Genomic DNA, 19996 nt, shown 5'->3' with positions numbered 1-19996 from the left:
CGGCTTATCGGACGGTGACGACGATAAGCAGACGTAGCGTCTGATGCAGAACCTAGATTGCGATGCAAAGCATTGTCGTTCATGTTACCGGAATGACCGGGGGTTCCACATTTCAAGACTTCTTCACGCAGACGATGGGCGAGTTCGCCACCGTCCCCAAGCTTGGGTTGATCTACGTCGCAATAGCGGGCGCGCTATCTGCCATCACCGACCTAGTTCATTGGGGGAATGGCGCTAAGTTCTCTGAATGGAACTACGCCCTTCTAGCCGTTGTCATATTGCCTTGGCTCGCAGCGGCATATGCTACGACAATGACAATGGTTGAAAAGCCATCATCCGTCGTTGGCTTCGTCAAGTTCACAGCCGTTGCCCTCCTGACGTTCGTGCCGATATTATCTAGCTTGGCCATTCTAGTTTATGCGGCTGGCGCTGGTGCGCACGATGGCCTGACCATTTCGATCGTTATCGCGTTGTTTTTCGTGGGCTTGCTGTTTGTAGCCTTCCTTCCCGCTTGGCCGATAGCGCAGGCGATTTCGGCACGGTTCGTAAGCCCGATGCAGATCGTCAAGGCAACCAAGGGCTATCGCTGGTCGCTGATATTGGTGTTCTTCGCAGCTAGTAGCGTGAACAAACTCGTGCCCAGCATGTCGTCCGCTACGAACGTCGGTGAAGCGATTGCCTTAGCGTTGTGTGGTGCCGTCGTTGCCGCTGCAACGTTGGTCCTGACCGCTAGTATCGCCGTTACGGCATGGAAGTTCGCGATGCGTCGGGACGCCAGCCTTGCTCAACTGTGAGCGTCAGCTTTTGAGAACGTTGCGGCATATATCAAACGTCCAAGAATGGTCGCTACACGCCCCTCATCGTCATGCCAGCGAAAGCTGGCATCTCAGGCAGCCACGCACTCCGTCAACAGATAGCGCGAGATGGCCTGCCTCTTTCTACTACGGCCTGAGACCCCAGCCTTCGCTGGGGTGACGGCTATGGGGGTAGACCAAAGTACCCGCCGGACTCCACTTCTGGTCGCAAGCAGTCATCCTTTACCCCTCTCCCCCGTGGGGGGAGAGGGCTGCGCAGACTTGGCAGCTTGCTGCCTAGTCGTAGCTGGGTGAGGGGGAAGCAACCTCACGAAAATAGGCCGACCTTGCGCCAATCCTCCGCATCCAACGCCGCCAAACCGCCACGTGGCAAGGCTTCCTATCCTGCTCCCTCTGACGACAAGAACGACCGCTCTCGATCGCCACCAGCCATCCTGCCACCGCGCTTCCAATGTAGGATTTTCTTTGATTTATCCTGCAGGATGAAAGCCTCGCCCTCTAACCGCCCGTTTCATCAGCGGGCCGTCATGCGCAAAGCTGCGATGCCGGTGCATAGGAAGCGCGGCGACGCGATCTTGATGTCGTGCAGCCGTGATCCGAGTGGCGCATCAGTGACGCTTCGCGAGCGCGTTGCGATCGCTTCGGGAGCGCTTAAGGCTCGAAAAGCCGCACGACACTGTGAACTTTGCCCTGTCGCGCTGCCATCCCCCGCACCGTCATTACCGCTGGTGATAATCCTCGCAGGCGATGCCGTCCCCGTCGCCGTCCATATGCGCGCCATAGCCCGGCTGGCCGCGATAGAGCGGCGTGGCGCCGGCGGCTCTCGCCTCGCGGCAACCGCGATAGGACCAGCTTGCTCCGGTCGATGCCACTGCTGCTGCCTGACGCGCGCGCGGCGCGGCTGTCGCACCGCCGTCACTGGGCTGTTGTCCGTCCAGATCGGCGGCGGACATTGGCCGTTCAGGGCCGATCGTGTTGCGGGTCGGTCGCCACGGTGGGCTGTCGACCGACGGCGTGGCGACGGCCGGCTCGCGCGTGACATAGCGCGACGCAACGCCGCCGATGCCCCCGACGGCCACGGCCGCCAGCGCCGCCTTGATGGCAAAATTCCCCATGGTCATGCCCGGTGGTTAGCCGGATCATGGTAAAGGATCGGTTCCCGCAAAGATGACAAATGCCGTTCGCTTACAGGAACTGCCCGCCCTTCATCACCCGCCGCGTGCGCCCCTGCACCGGCACGCGGTCGAACGGCGTGTTGCCCGCCGCCGCCGCCATCTTGGCGCTGTCCACGATCCACGGCGCATCGGGGTCGACGAAGATCAGGTCCGCCGCGCTGCCCGCCGCGAAGCTGCCCGCGTCGACACCCAATATCCTTGCCGGATTGGCGCTCAGCAGCGTCATCAGCCGGCCCATGCTGACATGCCCCTCCCGCACCAGATTGAGCGACAGCGCCAGCAACGTCTCCGCCCCCGCCATGCCCGGCGAAGCGTCGGCGAAGGGCAGGCGCTTGTCTTCCGGCCCGCGCGGATCGTGGCTGGATGTGATGACATCGACCGTCCCGTCCGCCACGGCGGCCAGGCTCGACTGCCGGTCGCGCTCATCCCGCAATGGCGGAGACAGGCGGGCGAAGGTGCGGAAATCGGTCGCCGCCTGATCGTTCAGGAACAGATAGGCCGGGCTGATGCCGCAGCTGACCTTCAGCCCCTCCGCCTTGGCGGCGCGGATCAGGTCGAAGCCCGCCTTCGTCGTCACCAGCCGGAAATGGATCGCCGCGCCGGTTTCGCGCACCAGCATGATGTCGCGGGCAATCGCCAGCGCCTCGGCACAGGCCGGCGCATGCGGCAGGCCCAGCCGCGTCGCTGTCTCGCCGCTGGTCGCTACCGCCTTTGCGGTCAGCCCGCCATCCTCGGCATGGGCGATCAGCGTCAGGCCAAGGCCGCTGGCATAGGAAAGAACCCGCAGCATCACGCCCGAATCGGCGATCCACTGCCGCCCGGTGCCGACCGCCTTGGCGCCCGCCATCTGCATCAGGCCCATTTCGGCCATTTCCTTGCCCAGCAGGCCGCGCGTCGCCGCCGCGATCGGATGGACCCAGAAATCGGGCTTGCCCGCCCGCGTCGCCTGCCGGATCAGGCCGACTTCATCCAGCGGTGCGCGCTGGTCGGGCATCAGCGCCGCGCGCGTGATCCCGCCGAAGTGAAAGGCCGGCTTGTCGGTCGCGAACACGCCCAGGTCAATGAGGCCCGGCGCCACGACCAGCCCACCCGCGTCAACGCGCTGCGCATCGTCCGGCACCGCGACATCACCCGCCGCGACGATCCTGTCGCCCTCGATCAGCACGGTGCCGGGGACGGGCGCATCGCCCTTGGGATCGGCCAGCTTGCCGTTGATGATGGCGATCTTAGTCATAGAACCACCTTAAATCCGTTCGCCCTGAGCCTGTCGAAGGGCTTGTTTTTCTCTTGGATGGCGATGAGGGAAGAAGGGTGGGGCTTCGACAGGCTCAGCCCGAACGGGGGGGATATATGTGTCATGTCGATCATGCCCATCCCGCTTTCCTCGTTGGTCGGGATGGTCATGCCCATCCCTCCACGCCCCGCGCGCTGCGCGTCAGCACGTCCAGGCACGCCATGCGCACCGCCACGCCCATCGCCACCTGTTCGGTGATGGCGGACCGCTCAGGATGATCGGCCACCGAACTGGTAATCTCTACGCCCCGGTTCATCGGGCCGGGATGCATCACCAGCGCGTCGGGCTTGGCCAGCGCCAGCCGCTCCGGCGTCAGCCCGTACAGCGCATGATATTCACGCGGCGAGGGGATGAAGGCCCCGTCCATCCGCTCATTCTGAAGCCGCAACATCATCACGACATCGGCGCCGTCCAGCCCCTCGTCCATCCGGGTAAAGGGCGTCGCGCCCAGCATCTCGACCTCTGGCGGCAGCAGCGTCGGCGGCGCCACCGCACGCACCTGCGCACCCAGCGCGGCGAGGCACAGCATGTTCGACCGCGCCACCCGGCTGTGCAGCACATCGCCGCAGATCGCGACCACCAGCCCCTCGAAGCTACCTTTGCGCCGCCTTATGGTCAGCGCATCGAGCAAGGCCTGCGTCGGATGCTGGTGCCAGCCATCGCCTGCGTTCAGTACCGGGCAGTCGACCTTGTCCGCGATCAGCCGCACCGCGCCCGAACTGGCATGGCGGATCACGATCACATCGGCCGCCATGGCGTTCAGCGTCATCGCCGTGTCGATCAGCGTCTCGCCCTTCTTCACGCTCGACTGGCCGGCATGCATGTTGACCACGTCCGCGCCCAGTCGCTTCCCCGCAATCTCGAACGACAGCAGCGTCCGCGTGCTGTTCTCGAAAAAGGCGTTGATCTGCGTCATCCCGGCCAGCCGGTCGTCATGCTTGCGCGCCCGGCCTTTATTAGCCTGCGCCCAATGTTCGGCCTCATCCAGCAGGAAACGGATTTCCCAGGGCTTCAGGTCCGCGATGGACAGAAGATGCCTGTGCGGAAACAGCGCCCGGCCGGTCAGCGCGGGCGTGGCGTCGGGGATGAAAATGTCTGGCATGAGCCGGTGCTTTAGGGGAGCCAGCCGGGGAGGGCAAGGCGTCCTGATGCGCTCAGGCCCGTCTGCGCCATTTCCCGAAGATCGCTCTGTCCTTCATCACTTCGCGCGCCGCATTATGGCCCGGCGCGCCGGTCACGCCGCCGCCCGGATGTGTCCCCGCGCCGCACATATAAAGCCCCTTCACCGGCCCGCGATAGGCGCCGTTGCCCAGCACCGGGCGCGCCGCCCACATCTGGTCCAGCGTCAGATTGCCGTGCATGATGTCGCCGCCGATGAGGCCGAACTTGCGCTCCAGATCCAGCGGCGAATGAATCTGCCGCGCGATCACGCTTTGCGCAAAGCCGGGCGCATGCGCCTCGACGGTGGCGATGATATCGTCCGCCGCCGCTTCGCGTTCATCGTCCCAGCTTCGCCCGTCGGGCAGTTCCGGCGCGAATTGCTGGCAGAACAGGCTGGCCACATGGCACCCCTCCGGTGCCAATGTGGCGTCGATGGTCGAAGGGATCAGCATCTCCACGATCGGCGCCTTCGACCAGCCATCGCGCTTCGCGTCCAGAAACGCCCGGTCCATATAATCCAGCGTCGGCGCGATGATGATGCCCGACTGATGATGCTCGCCCACGCCCGGCAGACAGGTGAAGTCGGGCAGGGCAGACAGCGCCACATTCATCCGGAACGTGCCCGACCCTGCCTTGAAAGCCTTGATCCGCTTGCGGAAATCTACCGGTAGGTCTGCCGGGTCCATCATCCGCTCATACAGCAGCTTCGGCCCGACATTCGCGATCACCGCGCCGCCCATCACCTCTTCGCCACTCTCCAGCCGCACGCCGACCGCGCGCCCGCCATCGACCAGCACCGACGCCACCGGCGCTTCCAGGCTGATCTCCACCCCCATGGCCGCCACGACCTTCGCCATGATCTGCGTGATCGTCCCCATGCCGCCGACGCTATGGCCCCAGGCGCCCTTCTTGCCATTCACCTCGCCAAACACATGGTGCAGCAGCACATAGGCGCTGCCCGGCGTGTCGGGGCTGGCATAATTGCCGACCACCGCGTCGAAACCGAACGCCGCCTTCACCGCATCGCTCTCGAACCAGCTATTGAGGAAGCTGCGCGCCGACTTGGTGAACAGGTCCAGCACATCGCGCTGCTGCTCCAGCCCCAGCCCGGCGATCCGCCGACCCTGCTTCAGCGCCTCCACGATCATGGTCAGCCCATCGCCGACATTGGGCGGGCTTTTCAGCACCAGATCGCGCAGCACATCCGCCACCACCTCCAGCGCATCATAATAAGCCGGCAGCGCCTCGGCATCCTTCGCGCTGAACCTGCGAAACTCCGCCTGCGTCTTCTCCAGCCCGCCGCCCAGCTTCAGATAGCCGCCATCCTCCTGCGGCAGGAAATTGCTGATCGGCCGCTCGATCACGCGATAGCCATGGTCGGCCAGCTTCATGTCGCGGATCACCTTGGGATTGAGCAGGCTGACCGTGTAACTGGCGGTCGAATTGCGGAAGCCGGGATGGAACTCCTCCGTCACCGCCGCCCCGCCCACGACATCGCGCCGCTCCACGATGCGCACCTTATATCCCGCCCGCGCCAGATAGAAGGCGCAGACAAGGCCATTATGCCCGCCGCCAATGATGACCGCGTCGTAGGATTTGCTCATGCCTTGCTGCTCCATCCCATCCCCGGCGCGCGATGCTGCCGGGCCTGCGGGATCACCTCCCGCACCCGCCCGCAAAAATGCCGCAGCGCCACTTCCTGTTCGCTGAGTGGCCCCACGGTGAAGCTGGCCGACGCCATGCCCGCCTGCACCCGCCCGACCAGTTCCGTATCCTCGGCATTGACCTGCCGGTTGATCCGCCAGTTCAGGTAGCGCGCCGCCCGCATTTCCCTGCGATCATCGGGCAGGGCATAACTGATCTCGCGGATCAGCGTCTGCGTCGGCGACACCGGCAGCCACTGCATGAAGTCCACCTGATCGGGATAGATGTCGAAGGCGAAATTGGGCCACAGCTTGAAATAGGTCCACAGCCGCTGCCGTTCCGGCGGCAAATGCGGTATGGGCGGCAGGAAATGCTGATAGGCCCGCTCGGATAGATTGGCCGATGGGCGATCCAGGATCGGCCCCCACATCTTGTCGGCATGGGCGGAGGCTTCGACGCCATAGCCATCGCCCATCAACCGCCTGAGGCCCGGATGCGCGACCGCGATGTGCAGTCCGTCCGAGTAATTGTCGCCGATATTCTTCCAGTTCACCGCGCGCGGCCGCAACGTCACCCGCCCCAGTGCGCGCAAGTCCCCGAAGCGATAGGGCGCGACCTCCGTTTCATAGGGCGCCATCATCTGCGCCACCGACGGCCCGCCATCATCCACCAGCCGCACGAACAGAAAGCCTTGCCAACTATCGACCTCGACGCCCGCCAGCCCATGATCCACCAGCGCGAAGCCCGCGCCATAGCTGGCCTTCATCGGCACGCCGGACAGCCGGCCATCCTGTTCATAGGTCCAGCCATGATAGGGACAGACCAGCTTCTTCGCGCAGCCGCTGGCCTCGTCCACGATCCGCGCCCCGCGATGACGGCAGACATTGGTAAAGGCGCGCACGGCGCCATCGTCGCCCCGCATCACGATCACGCTTTCGCCGACATAATCGAGCGTATGGAAATCGCCGGGATGGGGGATATCGCTCTCATGGCAGACGATCTGCCAGGACGGGCGGAAGATGCGCTGCACCTCCACCCCGAAAAATTCGGCGTCGGCATAGGTCCAGGCCGGCAGGCTCCATCCCGCATCGGGATCATTGCCGGATAATGGCCTCACCACTTCCCCTTGCATCATGTCGAACGCCCCCCGGCTTCGTTATGTTTTACGTTTGTATAACAGTATTTCGCAAAAGTCGATGCACCTGTCCAACTCGCTGTCTCAGTCGGCAGCCGGATCGGCTTGCGCGCCATAGCGCCGCGCCAGCCAGGCGCAGGCCATAAGCTGAATCTGATGGAACAGCATGATCGGCAACAGGATCGGCCCGACCGCCGCTGCCGGGAACAACACGCCGGCGATCGGCACGCCTGACGCCAGGCTCTTCTTGGACCCGCAAAATTGCAGCACGATCGCATCTTCCCGCGGCAGACCCAGCATCCGCCCCAGTAGCAGCGTGAATAGCAGGATCACCACCAGCATCGCGATGCACAGTCCCGCCAGCACCAGCAATTCCTTGGTCGAAACCTTGGCCCACAGCCCCTCGACCACGGCGGCGGAGAAGGCGGCATAGACGACCAGCAGGATGGACCCGCGATCGACCCGCCCGATCATCGCCTTGTGCCGCGCCACAAAGCCGCCGATCCACGGCCGCAGCAAATGCCCCACGACGAAGGGCAGTAACAATTGCAGCACGATCCCTTCCGCCGAGGACAGTGAAATCAGGCTCCCGCTGCCACTCCTCTGCATCAGCAGCGCGACCAGCACCGGCGTCAGGAATATGCCCAGCAGGTTGGAGAAGGAGGCGCTCACCACGGCGGCGGCGACATTGCCCCGTGCGATCGCGGTAAAGGCGATGGACGATTGCACGGTGGAGGGCAGCAATGTCAGGAAAAGCAGGCCCGCCCGCATATCCTGTGGCACGAAGCCGAATCGCCCGATCAGCAACCCCAGCAGCGGGAAGGCGGCAAAGGTCGTCGCCAGTGTCGCCAGGTGCAATTTCCAGGCTTTCGCCCCGTCCCAGATCGCCTCGCGCGACAATTTTGCGCCATGCAGGAAAAAAAGCAGTACGATGCCGGCATCCGCCACCCAGTCCGCGATCAGCGCGCCATCGCCGCGCGCTGGCAGGACCGACGCTAGGGCAACGGTGGCGATCAGCAGCAGCAGAAACGGGTCGAGGGCTTGGCGCAGGCGGTTCATGGCTATTCCGGGTCGTACGGTGGATTGCGGCGGGGGATAGACGCAGGCCCCTGCCTGCGCCAACAATTTCCCCTTGGATGCAGACAAGGAGAGGCTCCCCCATGAGCGAGCATATCGCGATCGCCGAACATCAGGGCGTGGTGGAAATCATGATCGACCGCGCCGACAAGAAGAATGCGCTGACCGCGCCCATGTATCGCGCCATGACCGCCGCGCTAGCCGACGCCTCGGCGCGTGCCGAAATCGGCGCAGTGCTGATCGCGGGGCAGGGTGACGCCTTCTGTGCCGGCAATGACCTCAAGGACTTCATGGCCGGGCCGGAGGGCGGGGCCGCCGCCTTCGACTTCATCCGCGCCATCGCCACCTTCGACAAGCCGCTGGTCGCCGCAGTACAGGGGCTCGCCGTGGGCGTGGGCACGACCATGCTCTTTCACTGCGATCTCGTCTATGCCGCACCGGACGCGCGCTTCGTAATGCCTTTCGTCAATCTGGGGATCGTTCCCGAAGCCGGGTCCAGCCTGCTCGCGCCAGCGGTGCTGGGGCATGCCAAGGCGGCGGCGATGCTGATGCTGGGCGAACCGCTGGATGCCGAGGGCGCCGATCGTGCCGGCCTCGTCACCGCCATCGTCCCGGCGGACGGCCTCATCGCCCATGCGCGGGCTAAGGCGGCCGCACTGATGGCAAAGCCGCCCCAGGCGCTGCTCGCCACCCGGCGCCTGATGAAAGGGGACCCCGCCATTCTCATCGCCCGGATAGAGGAAGAAGCGCGCCTGTTCCGCGAAAGCCTGTCCTCGCCCGAAGCACAGGAGGCCTTCGCGGCCTTCTTCGAAAAGCGCGCGCCGATATTCAGGCGCGGATGACTTCAACATCCGTTCGTTTCGAGCGCAGTCGAGAAACGGGCAGGGCAGATGGAGCGTGCGAAAGAAAAACCTGTCCTACAGGGCGGTGCTTGGGTTAAGCCGATGCCGGTTCTTTCCCAGCGTCGACCTCCACGCCTTTTTTCTTCCGCCCGAACTGCATCTCGCTGACGATCACCGCCGCAACGATCAGCAGGCCGCCCATCAGTGCGGTGGGCGGCAACCGCTCGCCCGCGATCCGGCCGATGATGCCCGCCCAGACCGGCTCGCCGGCATAGATCAGCGTCGCCCGCGTCGGCGACACCGTCCGCTGCGCCCAGTTCATCACGAACTGGATCAGCGCCGTCATCGCGCCCAGCCCGCAGGCGCTCAGGATCACGGTCCAGCTGAGCGGCGGCACAGCCTCGCCAACCGCCCCCATGCAGGCAAAGGCAAGCAGTGACGTCACCGCCAGTTGCACCAATGTCACCCGCGCGACATTCACCTTGCCCGCCCACAGGCTGATGAAGATGATCTCCAGCGCGATCGCCACCGTACTGACCAATGTCAGCGCCTCGCCCTTGCCCAGCGCCAGCCCGTCCTTGGGCGCCGCCACCAGCATCAGCCCGACAAAGGCCAGCGCCACGCCGATCCAGCTGGTCAGGCGCGGCCGCCGCCGCAGGATGATCCACTGCATGATCGGCACCAGCGGCACATAGGCGGCGGTGATGAAGGCGGACGTACTGCTGCTGATCGTCTGCAAACCCCAGGTCTGGAGCGAATAGCCGACGAAAATCCCCAGCCCGATCATCAGCCCTGCCAGCAATTCTTTCGCCGTCAGGCCGCGCAGCACCGGCAGCGCCAACGGCAGGGCGATCAGCGCCGCCGTACCGAAACGCAGCCCGACGAAGAAGAAGGGGCCGGTTTCCTGCACCGCATGATGCACGATCAGGAAGGTGCCGCCCCACAGGACCGTCACGCCGATCAGCGCCAGTTCGGGGCGGCCGATCATCAGGCGCGGGGCATGGGGCTTGTCGGGAGTGGCATTGTGCAACATAATGCACATCGCCCTATGAGTAATATATTGCACAGTCAAGACGCGCAAGCGGAACGCCGCCCGGACGTCCTCGCCCACGTCGCCGGCAATGTCCGCGCGCTTCGCGCCGAACGCGGCCTTAGTCAGGACGGACTGGCAACGGCCGCCGATGTCAGCCGCCGCATGATCTCCGGCATCGAAAGCGGAGAGGCGAATGTCAGCCTCTCAACGCTGGACCGGCTGGCGCAGGCACTCGGCGTCAGCTTCTCCCGCCTCGTCCGGCCGCCCGAAATGCCCGACAACAGCCGTATCGACAGCCTCGCCTGGCGCGGGCAAAGCCCGGACAGCCGCGCCACGCTGCTCGGTACGGTTCCCGCCGCGCGGGAAGCGGAATTATGGACATGGTCGCTGGGGGCAGGGGCCGTCTATCCGGCCGAAGCCGACGCCGCCAACTGGCACGAAATGCTTTATGTGACGGACGGCGTCCTGACCGTTGAGGTGGAGGGGGCCGCCCCCCGACGCGTGGAAAGGGGCGACTTCCTGATCTTCACCAGTGATCGCCCCTATCTTTTCGCCAATCGCGAAACGGACCCAGTCCGCTTCGTCAGGAATGTTGTGTTTTGAAGCGATAAGGTCCGTTCGTTTCGAGCGTAGTCGAGAAACATCGAAGCACGCTTCTCGACCTTGCAGATAATTGGCCCTTATTCCTTCTTCAGGTCATTGCCCGCCTTTTCCAGCGTCGTGCCGACATCATGTTTGGCCTCGCCCGCCTCGCGCTTCGCGTCGGCCGCCGCATTGTCGGTCGCCGCGCCGATCTTCTCCGCGCCATTGTCGATAGCATGGCCGGCATGGTCCAGCCCGTTGTCGATCTTCGCGCCGGCATCGTCGACCGCATTGGTCACGTCATTGCCGATCGCCGATCCGGCATTTTCCAGATTGTCCTGCGCCTTTTCCGAGCAGGCGGACAGGCCGGCGACGGTCAGCACTGCGACCGCGGCGAGTAGGGAATTGCGCATGGTGGCTCCTCTTGCCAGTGAATAGAGCCTCTCTAAGCGCAGGAAGCGGCAGAAGGTTTCGCAGCCGTGCCGTTTATCCGCTGCGCAGGCCGAACACCATCGACCGGTCGGCCTCGGGGATCAGCCCTTCCAACACGCGCCAGAACCCCGTCACCGATCCCTGGCCTGCCTGCGCATAAGCGGTCGCCATTTTCTCGCGTAGCGCACGAAACAACTCTGCCTCCAGCGCCTTGCCGGCCGGACTGAGCCGCAACAGTTTCTGCCTGCGATCGCTCGCCCCGGTGCGAGTCTCGATATAGCCGCGCTCGACCAGGTCGTTCAGCACCCGCCCCAGCGATTGTTTGGTGATGGCCAACAGCCGCAGCAGATCCTTGACCGTCAGGTCCGGCTGGCGCGAAATGAAATAAAGCGCCCGGTGATGCGCCCGGCCCAGCCCCTGCGCCGCCAGCCCCTCGTCGATCGAGCGGGTCAGCGCGGAATAGCCGAAATAGAGCATCTCGATCCCACGCCGAATCTCGTCCTCACGCAGGAACAGCGGGGACGCAGGACTGATTTGCGTGGCGGAGGCGTTGGAAACCGACATGAAGGGCTGTGATCCGGCAATAGGGGCTGCGCGCATATTGGCGTCATCAAACTATCATGACTAGGGCTTTCCTTTCGCAAATGACGCGCTATATGGCGTCCCCGCGTCAGCGTACAGGCTGGCGCTGCTGGGGCGTCGCCAAGCGGTAAGGCAGCGGCTTTTGATGCCGCCATGCGCAGGTTCGAATCCTGCCGCCCCAGCCATTATCTCCCGACATCTCGTTTGCCTTGGCGTTGCGCTCAACGACCATGGTTGTTCGACACGCCGCGCGTGCTGTGTGGATCGGGCACGCCTGTCACGCAAATCGACAGGCTGAAGTCCATATCGCGACATGCGAGATCGCACAGCAATGGTCAGTCAAATTGACTGTAACATATGTTTGGTATAATGCGTCGATCCTAATCAGGAGAAGCCCGATGCTCAGCTATGTTCCGCCGATCGAGGATTATCGTTTCCTGCTGACGCAGGTGCTGGGCTTTGATGGGGCCATGGCGGATATCGACAAGGCGGTGGATGCCGATCTGGCGGTCGCCGTGCTGGAGGAGGCGGGGCGCCTTTGTGCGGATCGCCTCCATCCGATCAACCGCCATGGGGATGAGGAAGGCAGCCGGCTGATCGATGGCGTCGTCGTGACGCCGACCGGATTTGCCGATGCCTGGCGGGATTTCGTGGCGGCGGGCTGGGCGTCTCTGTCGGCTGATCCGACCTATGGCGGGCAGGGGCTGCCCTTCATCCTGCAACTCTGGTTCGACGAAATGATGTCGGCCACCAACCTGTCGTTCGGCCTCTTCCCCGGGCTGACCCGTGGTGCCTGCGAAGCGATCATGGCGCATGCGAGCGACGCATTGAAGGACATCTATCTGCCGCGCATGGTCAGCGGCGAATGGACCGGCGCCATGGCGCTGACCGAAAGTGGCGCGGGCACCGACCTTGCCCTGCTCAAGACGAAGGCGATGCCATGCGATGACGGCAGCTATGCCGTGACCGGGCAGAAAATCTTCATTTCATCGGGGGACCATGATTTCGGCGGAAATGTCGTCCATCTCGTTCTGGCCCGCCTGCCCGATGCGCCGGCTGGCGTAAAGGGCATCAGCCTGTTCCTCGTCCCCAAATATCTGCCAGATTCGCACGGCGGTTTTACGGTCCGCAACGGCATGTCGGTCGGGGCTCTGGAAAAGAAGATGGGCATCCATGCGCAGCCGACCTGCGTGATGAACTATGATGAGGCGACCGGCTGGCTGGTCGGCGAGGCCCATCGCGGGCTGGCGGCCATGTTCACGATGATGAATGCGGAGCGGTTGATGGTCGGCATTCAGGGTCTGGGTATTGCCGGCGCGGCCTATCAGCAGGCAAGCGGCTATGCCAAGGAGCGGCTTCAGGGTCGGAGCGGTGATGGCGCGCGCGGGCCGGTCGCCATCGTCGAACATGCCGATGTTCGGCGGATGCTGCTTGGCATTCGCGCCTTTGTCGAGGCCGGGCGGGCCCTGGGCGGCTGGACCGCGCTGCAACTCGACCGGGCGCATCATCATCCCGACGCGGCGGAGCGTGCCAAAGCCGACGCGCTGGTCGCGTTGCTGACCCCGGTGGTGAAGGCCGCCTTCACCGATTTCGGCTTTGAAAGCGCCGTTCAGGCGCAGCAGGTGTTTGGCGGCCACGGCTATATTCGCGAATGGGGCATGGAGCAATTTGTCCGCGATGCCCGCATCGCCCAGATTTACGAAGGCACCAACGGCGTGCAGGCGATGGACCTTGTCGGGCGTAAGCTGTCGGTGGCCGGCGGCGCGGTGGTGACGGATTTCCTGAATTTGATCGCCGCCGATCTGGAAGCAGCGGGTGGCAGCGTAATCGCGCAGGAAACGCAGGCTGCGCTCCAGTTGCTGCGGAATGCCACGACGTCTTTGCAGGGTGCATCGGTTGACACTGCGGGCGCGGCCGCAGTGGACTATCTGCGCCTCTTTGCGCTGGTCGCGATGGGCTGGATGTGGACACGCATGGCCGTCGCTGCCACGCAGGATAGCCCCTTGCACCGCGACAAGCGCATCCTCGCCGATTTCTACGCCCTGCGCATGTTGCCGCAAGCGCAGGGGCTGGCCGGCGCCATCGCTGCCGGCGCAGACCCGATCATGGCGCTGCCGATCGACGCATTTTAAGCGCAGGCAGCACGACTGGGGCGCGGCATCGCGATGCCGCGTCGTTCGCCCGGCAGCCAAAAAGCAGCGCCGGAAAACCGGACCATTTTCGCTTAGGGCAAAAGCGTTCTAAAGGCTTGCTCCGGTACAGGAGCAGCGCATGCATATGAACGTCATCATCGCCGGGGCCGCAATATGATCGACCCGCGCGCCATTCGCACCTTCCTGGCGGTCTGCCGCGCCAACAGCATCAGCGGCGGCGCGCGCGCGCTCAATATCTCCCAGCCGTCCGTGTCCAATGCGATCGCCCAACTGGAACAGTCGCTGGGTGGCGTGTCGTTGTTCGAGCGCTCGCGCAGCGGTATCCAGCTTACGCCTGAGGGCGAAGCGCTGCTGCGCCGCGCGGAAGCGATCGACAGCCTGATGGCGGATGTGCAGGCGGAAGTGTCGCTGGCCAGCGCGGGTGTCACAGGACCGCTGCGCGTAGGCGGCACCCCCGGCGCGCTGGTCAGCCTGTTGCCCGATGCCGTACGCCGCATGGAGGCGCGGATCGGCCGATTCGCCCTGCATGTCGTGGAACGGCCCGATCATGATCTGGCCGCCATGCTCCATCGTGGCGAGATCGAGCTGGCCTTCGTCACCACCGGCATCGAACAGCCCCCCGAAGGCATAGAGGAGCGCACCTTCTCGCGCGATCCCTTCGCGCTGATCGTGGGCAAGCAGAATGACCATATGCCTGCGCGTCTCTCGCTGCGCGACACGGCCCATATGCGCTGGGTCTTGCCCGAAGCGCGCGGCGCCTTCCGCCGCCAGGTCGACGCCTTGTTCATGGCCGCTGACATCCCCGTGCCGCAAGACATCATCCGCTGCGACTCGCTGCTCACCACCAAGGCGATGGTGCGCGGCAGCCAGCGCGTCACCATCCTGCCGATGCAGGTCGCCTCGGCCGAACTGTCGATCGGTGTGCTGCGCGCCGTGACGATCGAGGAAGCGCAATTCGCGCGCAGCATTGGCGTGCGCAGACTGACCGGCGGTCGCCTGTCGCGTCTGGGCGCGGAACTGTTCGACACGCTCATCCATAGTTCCAGGCTATGACATATCGAAAAATCATTATTTTTCTTACCGGCCGGGCAGGTCCATAATGTCTTCACAACGACGGCAGGAGAGATTTCAGGTGCGACAGCTTATCCGCAATGTCCGGATATTCGATGGCACGGGCAGCGCACCCGTCCCCGGTGCGGTCCTGATTGAGGGCGATCGCATCGCCGCCCTCCTGCCTGCCGATACGGATGTCGAGGCCGATAGCTTGATCGACGGAAATGGCGGCACGCTGATGCCCGGCATGGTCGACGCCCATACCCATCTGACCTGGGGCAGCTCGGTCGAGAAAATCTATCACCAGTTCATCCTGCCGCCCGAGGAGCTGAAGGTCGCCGCCTGGCGCAATGCCCGCGTGCTGCTCGACCATGGCTATACCAGCCTCTATTCGGCTGGCGCGCTGGGCGACCAGATCGAACCGGAACTGGCCCGCGCTATCGATGCCGGCGAAACCCCCGGTCCGCGCCTCGTCCCTTCCACGCTGGAGCGCAGCCCGGAAGGAGAAGAGGGCGTCGAGACGGGCGATGTGTTCAACGGTCGTGGTCCCGAAGCCATGCGCGCCTTTGTCGCCTATTGCGCGGCGGAGGGGGTCAAGTCACTGAAGCTGGTCATTTCTGGCGAAGATGCGCTCAAGCCCGGATCGTCGCAGGATATCCTCTACACGGACGAGGAAATGCAGGCAGCCGGCGAGGCGGCGAAGGAAGCGGGTCTCTGGATCGCGACGCACGCCTATACCGGGCGTGCCATCCATCTCGCGCTCGAAGCGGGCGCGCGCATCCTCTATCATTGCTCCTTTGCTGACGATGCCGCGATCGACGAGATGGTCGCGAAGAAGGACGCAATTTTCTACGCGCCCGGCCCCGGCGTATCGGTCGCCGCGCTGGAAGCATCGCCGCCCCCGCATATCGATATGTCTTCGATGAAGGCGAGTGGTGCCGAGAGGCTGGAACTGGAAAAGGCGCTGGTGCCAAAGCTCAAGGCGCGGGGCGTGCGCATCCTGCCGGGCGGCGACTATGGCTTCCCCTTCAATCCCCATGGTCGCAACGCCCGCGATCTGGAGCATTTCGTCACTTATTACGGTTTCACCCCGGCCGAAGCGCTCAGTGCCGCCACCATGTTAGGCGGACAGCTTATGGGACAGCAGGTTGGACAGGTGAAGCCGGGCTATCTGGCGGATCTGCTGCTGATCGACGGTGATCCGACACAGGATGTCCGCATCATGCAGGATGCCAATCATATCAAGATGATCATGCTGGGCGGGCGGTTGCATAAATCGCCTGTCGCACAGCCCGTGGCCGCCTGACCGGAAAGACGCTACCATGTTCGATGTTGCGATCATCGGCTGCGGGCCGGTGGGGGCCTTTGCGGCCAATTTACTTGGTAAATCCGGGGTTTCGGTCCTGGTGATCGAGCAGGAGGCGCGTCCCTATCCGCTGCCTCGTGCGGTGCATCTGGATCATGAAATGATGCGCCTGTTCCAGTCGGCCGGCGTCATCGACCGGGTTGCGGGCGACATGCGCGATACCGAAGGCCATCTGCATGTCGGCGCCGACCATGGCGTCATCCGCTATATGGGTACGGTCGGCCGCGCGCGTCCGTTCAGCTGGTCCAACGACTATTTCTTTTATCAGCCGGAACTGGAGGATCATCTCCGTGACGCGCTGAATGATTACCCCAATATAACTGTCCAACTCGGTGTCGCATTTGAAGGGCTGGAACAAGGCGCGGACGGCGTCACCCTGCGCCTGTCGGGCGGACGCAGCGAGCAGGCCCGCTATGTCATCGCCTGCGACGGCGCGCGCAGCGCGGTGCGCAAGGCGCTGGATATCAAGCTGGACGACCTCGGCTTCGAGGAACCCTGGCTAGTGGTCGATGCCGAAGTCGACGGCCCGGTTCGCTTCCCCGATCTGTGGGGCGTGCCTGAAGCCGCCGACCTTCAGAAACTGTCGGTGATGATGTGCGATCCCCGGCGGCCCGCGACCATCGTGCCGGGGCGCGGCAATCATCGCCGCTGGGAATTCATGTTGCTGCCGGGCGAAGACGACCAGGCGATGATGGAGCCGCAAGCGGTCGCAGCCCTTGTCGAACCCTATCTCTCCGGGGTTCCGCACAAGGTGGTGCGCGCGGCCACCTATCGCTTCCACGGTCTGATCGCCGAGCGGTGGCGGCAGGGCGGCGTCTTTCTGGCCGGCGATGCCGCGCACCAGACGCCGCCCTTTTTTGGACAAGGCATGTGCCATGGCCTGCGCGATGTCGCCAATCTGGCATGGAAGCTGGATCTGGTGCTGAAGGGGCAGGCGCCCGATGCGCTGCTCGACAGCTACCAGCCCGAACGCGATCCCCATGTCCGCGCGGTCATTTCCGCCGCCGTCGGCGCAGGCCGCTATATCTGCATGCTTGATCCGGAAGCGGCCGCCGAGCGCGATGCCAAAATGCGGGAAGCCGCCAAGGGCGCGCAGCATGGCACCGCCGCTGATCTGATCCCGGCCATCGCAACGGGTATCGTGGCGACCGATACGGCGGGCTCCGGCGAGCGCTTCATCCAGCCGCGCGTCGGCGACCTGTTGCTGGACGATGTGACCGGCGGCGGCTGGCGCCTCTTCACCCGGACCGCGATCGACAGCGATGACGTAACCGTCATCGACCTCGCGCAACTGACCGATGGGGGCGCGATCGCCGACTGGCTGGCCGACCGCAGGGCGGACTCCGTACTGATCCGGCCCGATCATTATGTCTTCGGCACCGGCAAGGCGGCCGACCTCATCGCCCGGCGCAATGCCCTCATCGCGGGTGCCGCCCATCAGGAGATTGCCGCATGAGCCTCACCCTCGATCAGGCGCGGACCATCATCGACGCTGCCCTGGCAAAGGGCCGTGCCGACAGCGCGCAGCCGCTGGCCGTGGTGGTGCTGGATGCTGGTGCGCATCCCGTCGCCATCGTGCGCGAGGATGGCGCCAGCCTGTTCCGTTTCGACATCGCGAAGGCGAAGGCCTCGGGTGCGCTGGGGATGGGAGCGGATACGCGGGTTCTCGCCGCGCGTGCCGCCTCCAACCCTGTTTTCTTTCAGAGCGTGGCGGCCGCCACCGGCCGGCTCGCTCTGTCGCCCGGCGGCGTCCTGATCCGTGACGTGGAAGGTGCGGTGATCGGCGCCGTCGGGATCAGCGGCGACACCGGCGATTGCGACGAAGCCTGCGCTGTTGCCGGCATATTGGCCGCCGGCCTTTCCCATGGAGACAAGCAATGAGATTGCGCAGCATCGAACTGGCGCTGCCCGGCGCGGCGGAGGCAGCGGCCTTCCTGACCGACATCTGGGGCATGGCCCCGGCCGATGTCGTCGGTGCCACCCATTATCTGCGCGGATCGGGCAGCTTCCCCTATCTGGTGGCCCTCGAAGAATCGCCCGAACCCTATGTCCGGTCGACCACCTTCGTCTGCAACGCGGACCGGCTGGAGCAGCTCAAGCGCAGCGTGACCGGGGCGGGCCTGCCGGCCGCACCGGTCAAATCCGACGACCTGGGCGGCGGCCATGGCATCATTGTCGAACTGGCCGAAGGCGAACTGCTCCGCTTCCTTGTCGATGCGGCCGAAGTCGCCCCGATCGAAGGCGCGGACCTGCCGGTCAAGCTCACCCATGTCGTCTTCAACAGCGCGGACGCCGAAGCGACCGGCCATCTGGTTGAGGATGCGCTGGGCTTCCGCGTCTCGGACCGGACCAAGGGCATGGTCTTCGTGCGTTGCAACGACTCGCACCACAGCACGGCCTTCGCCCGCGCCGGTTTCGCCAGCCTCAACCATATCGCCTTCGAAATGGAGGATCTGGACGCGGTGATGCGCGGCATCGGCCGCCTGCGGGATCAGGATATGGCGCCGGCCTGGGGGCCGGGCCGCCATGGTCCCGGCGCCAATGTCTTCGCCTATTTCATCGCGCCCTTTGGTCCCGTGATCGAATTTTCGACCGCCGTGAACAAGGTGCCCGACGATTATCAGGCCGGCGCCCCCGACGACTGGACCTGGCCTGAAAACCGGATCGACCAGTGGGGCATGTCCGACAAGGATTTCGGTGGCCTGCGCGCCGCCGAAGAGAAGTTCCGCCATCGCCGCGACTGGGACGCCCAGCCCCTCGATGTTCTGACAGAGGAAAATCACTAATGCGTTATGTCAGCTTCCGCCGCCCCGACGGCACCCCCAGCTTCGGCCGTCTGGATGGCGAAACCATCATCGAACTGGCGACCGACGCGACGACCAGCCTGAAGGCGGCGCTGGCCGATGGCAGCCTCGCCAGCCTGGCCGACGGCGCAGCTTTTGCAAAGGCGGACGTCATCCTGCTGCCGGTCATCCCCGATCCCGCCAAGATCCTGTGCGTCGGCCTCAACTATGCCGAACATGTGAAGGAAACCGGCCGCGAGCAGAAGGCGCATCCGGCAATCTTCGTACGCTATGCCGACAGCCTGGTCGCCGATGGCCAGCCGATGGTGAAGCCGGCCGTGACCGAACGGTTCGACTATGAAGGCGAACTGGCGATCGTCATCGGCAAGCCCGCGCACAAGGTCGCGGCAGCCGACGCCTGGAACTATGTCGCCGGCTATGCTGCCTTCAACGACGGCAGCGCGCGCGACTGGCAGCGGCACAATATCCAGTTCACGCCGGGCAAGACTTTCCCCGGCACCGGCGGCTTCGGCCCCGCACTGGTGACGCCGGACGAAATTGACGATCTGAACGCCCTGCGCGTGCAGACCCGCCTCAACGGCGAACTGCTTCAGGACCAGCCGGTCGGCGACATGATCTGGGATATCCCGACCGTGATCGAATATGTGACGGCCTTTACCCCGCTCAGCCCCGGAGACGTCATTGCCACCGGCACGCCTGGCGGCGTTGGCGATAAGCGCACCCCGCCGCTCTATATGAAGGCCGGCGACAAGGTCGAAATCAGCATCGGCACAGTCGGCACACTCACCAACCGCATCATCGACGAACAATAAGCCCAATCGACCCAATCATAAGAAGGGGAGGAGTAA

The 19996-nt window shown here is 64.5% G+C and carries 20 protein-coding genes and 1 tRNA gene; 11 read left to right on the top strand and 10 right to left on the bottom strand.

The window, feature by feature from the left end; translation table 11 throughout:
• The first annotated feature begins 62 nt into the window (after positions 1–62).
• The gene (locus tag ACNHGR_RS09355) at positions 63–794 is read left to right on the top strand and encodes a hypothetical protein (RefSeq protein WP_475285630.1); all 732 of its coding nucleotides are present in this window, start codon (positions 63–65) and stop codon (positions 792–794) included.
• Positions 795–1534: 740 nt separating this feature from the next.
• Here the strand turns inward: ACNHGR_RS09355 and ACNHGR_RS09350 are convergent.
• The 7 genes from ACNHGR_RS09350 to ACNHGR_RS09320 form a co-directional block, all read right to left on the bottom strand.
• The gene (locus tag ACNHGR_RS09350; protein ID WP_475285628.1) at positions 1535–1930 is read right to left on the bottom strand and encodes an excalibur calcium-binding domain-containing protein; all 396 of its coding nucleotides are present in this window, start codon (positions 1928–1930) and stop codon (positions 1535–1537) included.
• A gap of 70 nt (positions 1931–2000) precedes the next feature.
• On the bottom strand, positions 2001–3224 hold the full coding sequence (locus ACNHGR_RS09345; RefSeq protein WP_475285626.1) for a dihydroorotase: 1224 nt from the start codon (positions 3222–3224) through the stop codon (positions 2001–2003).
• Positions 3221–3394, bottom strand: coding sequence for a hypothetical protein (locus ACNHGR_RS09340; RefSeq protein ID WP_475285624.1), 174 nt, complete (start codon positions 3392–3394; stop codon positions 3221–3223). Before ACNHGR_RS09340 ends, ACNHGR_RS09345 begins: the two co-directional genes overlap by 4 nt.
• Positions 3391–4386: an aspartate carbamoyltransferase catalytic subunit gene (locus tag ACNHGR_RS09335; protein WP_475285622.1), complete on the bottom strand. Its 996-nt coding sequence runs from the start codon at positions 4384–4386 to the stop codon at positions 3391–3393. The genes ACNHGR_RS09340 and ACNHGR_RS09335 overlap by 4 nt, the downstream gene beginning before the upstream one ends.
• A 52-nt stretch (positions 4387–4438) precedes the next feature.
• Positions 4439–6049 (bottom strand): phytoene desaturase family protein, encoded by a 1611-nt coding sequence (locus ACNHGR_RS09330; protein WP_475285620.1) that lies wholly within the window; start codon positions 6047–6049, stop codon positions 4439–4441.
• Complete coding sequence (locus ACNHGR_RS09325; RefSeq protein ID WP_475285618.1) at positions 6046–7206, bottom strand: aromatic ring-hydroxylating oxygenase subunit alpha; 1161 nt, start codon at positions 7204–7206, stop codon at positions 6046–6048. Before ACNHGR_RS09325 ends, ACNHGR_RS09330 begins: the two co-directional genes overlap by 4 nt.
• 102 nt (positions 7207–7308) lie before the next feature.
• Positions 7309–8283, bottom strand: a complete 975-nt coding sequence (locus ACNHGR_RS09320; RefSeq protein ID WP_475285617.1) for a bile acid:sodium symporter family protein — start codon at positions 8281–8283, stop codon at positions 7309–7311.
• Positions 8284–8384: 101 nt separating this feature from the next.
• On the opposite strand from ACNHGR_RS09320, the gene ACNHGR_RS09315 reads away from it, so the two are divergent.
• A complete protein-coding gene (locus ACNHGR_RS09315; RefSeq protein WP_475285615.1) occupies positions 8385–9143 on the top strand; it encodes an enoyl-CoA hydratase-related protein in 759 nt (252 codons plus the stop codon).
• Positions 9144–9237: 94 nt separating this feature from the next.
• Here the strand turns inward: ACNHGR_RS09315 and ACNHGR_RS09310 are convergent, their stop codons facing one another.
• On the bottom strand, positions 9238–10176 hold the full coding sequence (locus ACNHGR_RS09310; RefSeq protein ID WP_184266626.1) for a DMT family transporter: 939 nt from the start codon (positions 10174–10176) through the stop codon (positions 9238–9240).
• 27 nt (positions 10177–10203) lie between these two features.
• On the opposite strand from ACNHGR_RS09310, the gene ACNHGR_RS09305 reads away from it, so the two are divergent.
• Positions 10204–10779, top strand: a complete 576-nt coding sequence (locus ACNHGR_RS09305; RefSeq protein ID WP_475285613.1) for a helix-turn-helix domain-containing protein — start codon at positions 10204–10206, stop codon at positions 10777–10779.
• A gap of 77 nt (positions 10780–10856) precedes the next feature.
• Here ACNHGR_RS09305 and ACNHGR_RS09300 read toward each other — a convergent pair whose 3' ends face one another.
• Together ACNHGR_RS09300 and ACNHGR_RS09295 are read right to left on the bottom strand one after the other, a co-directional pair.
• A complete protein-coding gene (locus ACNHGR_RS09300; RefSeq protein WP_184266620.1) occupies positions 10857–11171 on the bottom strand; it encodes a hypothetical protein in 315 nt (104 codons plus the stop codon).
• Positions 11172–11244: 73 nt separating this feature from the next.
• Entirely contained in the window at positions 11245–11754 is a 510-nt protein-coding gene (locus ACNHGR_RS09295) for a MarR family transcriptional regulator (RefSeq protein WP_184271920.1), read from the bottom strand.
• Positions 11755–11882: 128 nt separating this feature from the next.
• Here ACNHGR_RS09295 and ACNHGR_RS09290 point away from each other — a divergent pair.
• The 8 genes from ACNHGR_RS09290 to ACNHGR_RS09255 all read left to right on the top strand — a co-directional run bounded on the left by ACNHGR_RS09290 (position 11883) and on the right by ACNHGR_RS09255 (position 19960).
• A tRNA-Gln gene (locus ACNHGR_RS09290) sits at positions 11883–11957 on the top strand.
• Positions 11958–12170: 213 nt separating this feature from the next.
• Positions 12171–13904 (top strand): acyl-CoA dehydrogenase C-terminal domain-containing protein, encoded by a 1734-nt coding sequence (locus ACNHGR_RS09285; protein WP_475285611.1) that lies wholly within the window; start codon positions 12171–12173, stop codon positions 13902–13904.
• 174 nt (positions 13905–14078) lie between these two features.
• A complete protein-coding gene (locus tag ACNHGR_RS09280; protein ID WP_184266614.1) occupies positions 14079–14978 on the top strand; it encodes a LysR family transcriptional regulator in 900 nt (299 codons plus the stop codon).
• Positions 14979–15057: 79 nt separating this feature from the next.
• On the top strand, positions 15058–16284 hold the full coding sequence (locus ACNHGR_RS09275) for an amidohydrolase family protein (protein ID WP_475285608.1): 1227 nt from the start codon (positions 15058–15060) through the stop codon (positions 16282–16284).
• Between the two features lie 16 nt (positions 16285–16300).
• Positions 16301–17800 (top strand): bifunctional 3-(3-hydroxy-phenyl)propionate/3-hydroxycinnamic acid hydroxylase, encoded by a 1500-nt coding sequence (locus ACNHGR_RS09270; RefSeq protein WP_475285606.1) that lies wholly within the window; start codon positions 16301–16303, stop codon positions 17798–17800.
• Positions 17797–18225, top strand: coding sequence for a GlcG/HbpS family heme-binding protein (locus ACNHGR_RS09265; RefSeq protein ID WP_475285604.1), 429 nt, complete (start codon positions 17797–17799; stop codon positions 18223–18225). Before ACNHGR_RS09270 ends, ACNHGR_RS09265 begins: the two co-directional genes overlap by 4 nt.
• Positions 18222–19130 carry a VOC family protein gene (locus ACNHGR_RS09260; protein WP_475285602.1) on the top strand — a complete coding sequence of 303 codons (909 nt, stop codon included), beginning with the start codon at positions 18222–18224 and terminating at the stop codon, positions 19128–19130. Before ACNHGR_RS09265 ends, ACNHGR_RS09260 begins: the two co-directional genes overlap by 4 nt.
• A complete protein-coding gene (locus ACNHGR_RS09255; RefSeq protein ID WP_475285600.1) occupies positions 19130–19960 on the top strand; it encodes a fumarylacetoacetate hydrolase family protein in 831 nt (276 codons plus the stop codon). The genes ACNHGR_RS09260 and ACNHGR_RS09255 overlap by 1 nt, the downstream gene beginning before the upstream one ends.
• Positions 19961–19996: the final 36 nt, after the last annotated feature.

This window comes from Sphingobium sp. RS1 (genome assembly GCF_056156825.1).
This window is presented reverse-complemented; position numbering and strand designations above follow the sequence as displayed.

Excerpts from the sequence above, each read along its gene's own strand:
- ACNHGR_RS09355 (WP_475285630.1), top strand. The coding sequence starts at position 63 with ATGCAAAGCATTGTCGTTCATGTTACCGGAATGACCGGGGGTTCCACA.
- ACNHGR_RS09350 (WP_475285628.1), bottom strand. The coding sequence starts at position 1,930 with ATGGGGAATTTTGCCATCAAGGCGGCGCTGGCGGCCGTGGCCGTCGGG.
- ACNHGR_RS09345 (WP_475285626.1), bottom strand. The coding sequence starts at position 3,224 with ATGACTAAGATCGCCATCATCAACGGCAAGCTGGCCGATCCCAAGGGC.
- ACNHGR_RS09340 (WP_475285624.1), bottom strand. The coding sequence starts at position 3,394 with ATGACCATCCCGACCAACGAGGAAAGCGGGATGGGCATGATCGACATG.
- ACNHGR_RS09335 (WP_475285622.1), bottom strand. The coding sequence starts at position 4,386 with ATGCCAGACATTTTCATCCCCGACGCCACGCCCGCGCTGACCGGCCGG.
- ACNHGR_RS09330 (WP_475285620.1), bottom strand. The coding sequence starts at position 6,049 with ATGAGCAAATCCTACGACGCGGTCATCATTGGCGGCGGGCATAATGGC.
- ACNHGR_RS09320 (WP_475285617.1), bottom strand. The coding sequence starts at position 8,283 with ATGAACCGCCTGCGCCAAGCCCTCGACCCGTTTCTGCTGCTGCTGATC.
- ACNHGR_RS09315 (WP_475285615.1), top strand. The coding sequence starts at position 8,385 with ATGAGCGAGCATATCGCGATCGCCGAACATCAGGGCGTGGTGGAAATC.
- ACNHGR_RS09310 (WP_184266626.1), bottom strand. The coding sequence starts at position 10,176 with ATGTTGCACAATGCCACTCCCGACAAGCCCCATGCCCCGCGCCTGATG.
- ACNHGR_RS09300 (WP_184266620.1), bottom strand. The coding sequence starts at position 11,171 with ATGCGCAATTCCCTACTCGCCGCGGTCGCAGTGCTGACCGTCGCCGGC.
- ACNHGR_RS09295 (WP_184271920.1), bottom strand. The coding sequence starts at position 11,754 with ATGTCGGTTTCCAACGCCTCCGCCACGCAAATCAGTCCTGCGTCCCCG.
- ACNHGR_RS09285 (WP_475285611.1), top strand. The coding sequence starts at position 12,171 with ATGCTCAGCTATGTTCCGCCGATCGAGGATTATCGTTTCCTGCTGACG.
- ACNHGR_RS09280 (WP_184266614.1), top strand. The coding sequence starts at position 14,079 with ATGATCGACCCGCGCGCCATTCGCACCTTCCTGGCGGTCTGCCGCGCC.
- ACNHGR_RS09270 (WP_475285606.1), top strand. The coding sequence starts at position 16,301 with ATGTTCGATGTTGCGATCATCGGCTGCGGGCCGGTGGGGGCCTTTGCG.
- ACNHGR_RS09265 (WP_475285604.1), top strand. The coding sequence starts at position 17,797 with ATGAGCCTCACCCTCGATCAGGCGCGGACCATCATCGACGCTGCCCTG.
- ACNHGR_RS09260 (WP_475285602.1), top strand. The coding sequence starts at position 18,222 with ATGAGATTGCGCAGCATCGAACTGGCGCTGCCCGGCGCGGCGGAGGCA.
- ACNHGR_RS09255 (WP_475285600.1), top strand. The coding sequence starts at position 19,130 with ATGCGTTATGTCAGCTTCCGCCGCCCCGACGGCACCCCCAGCTTCGGC.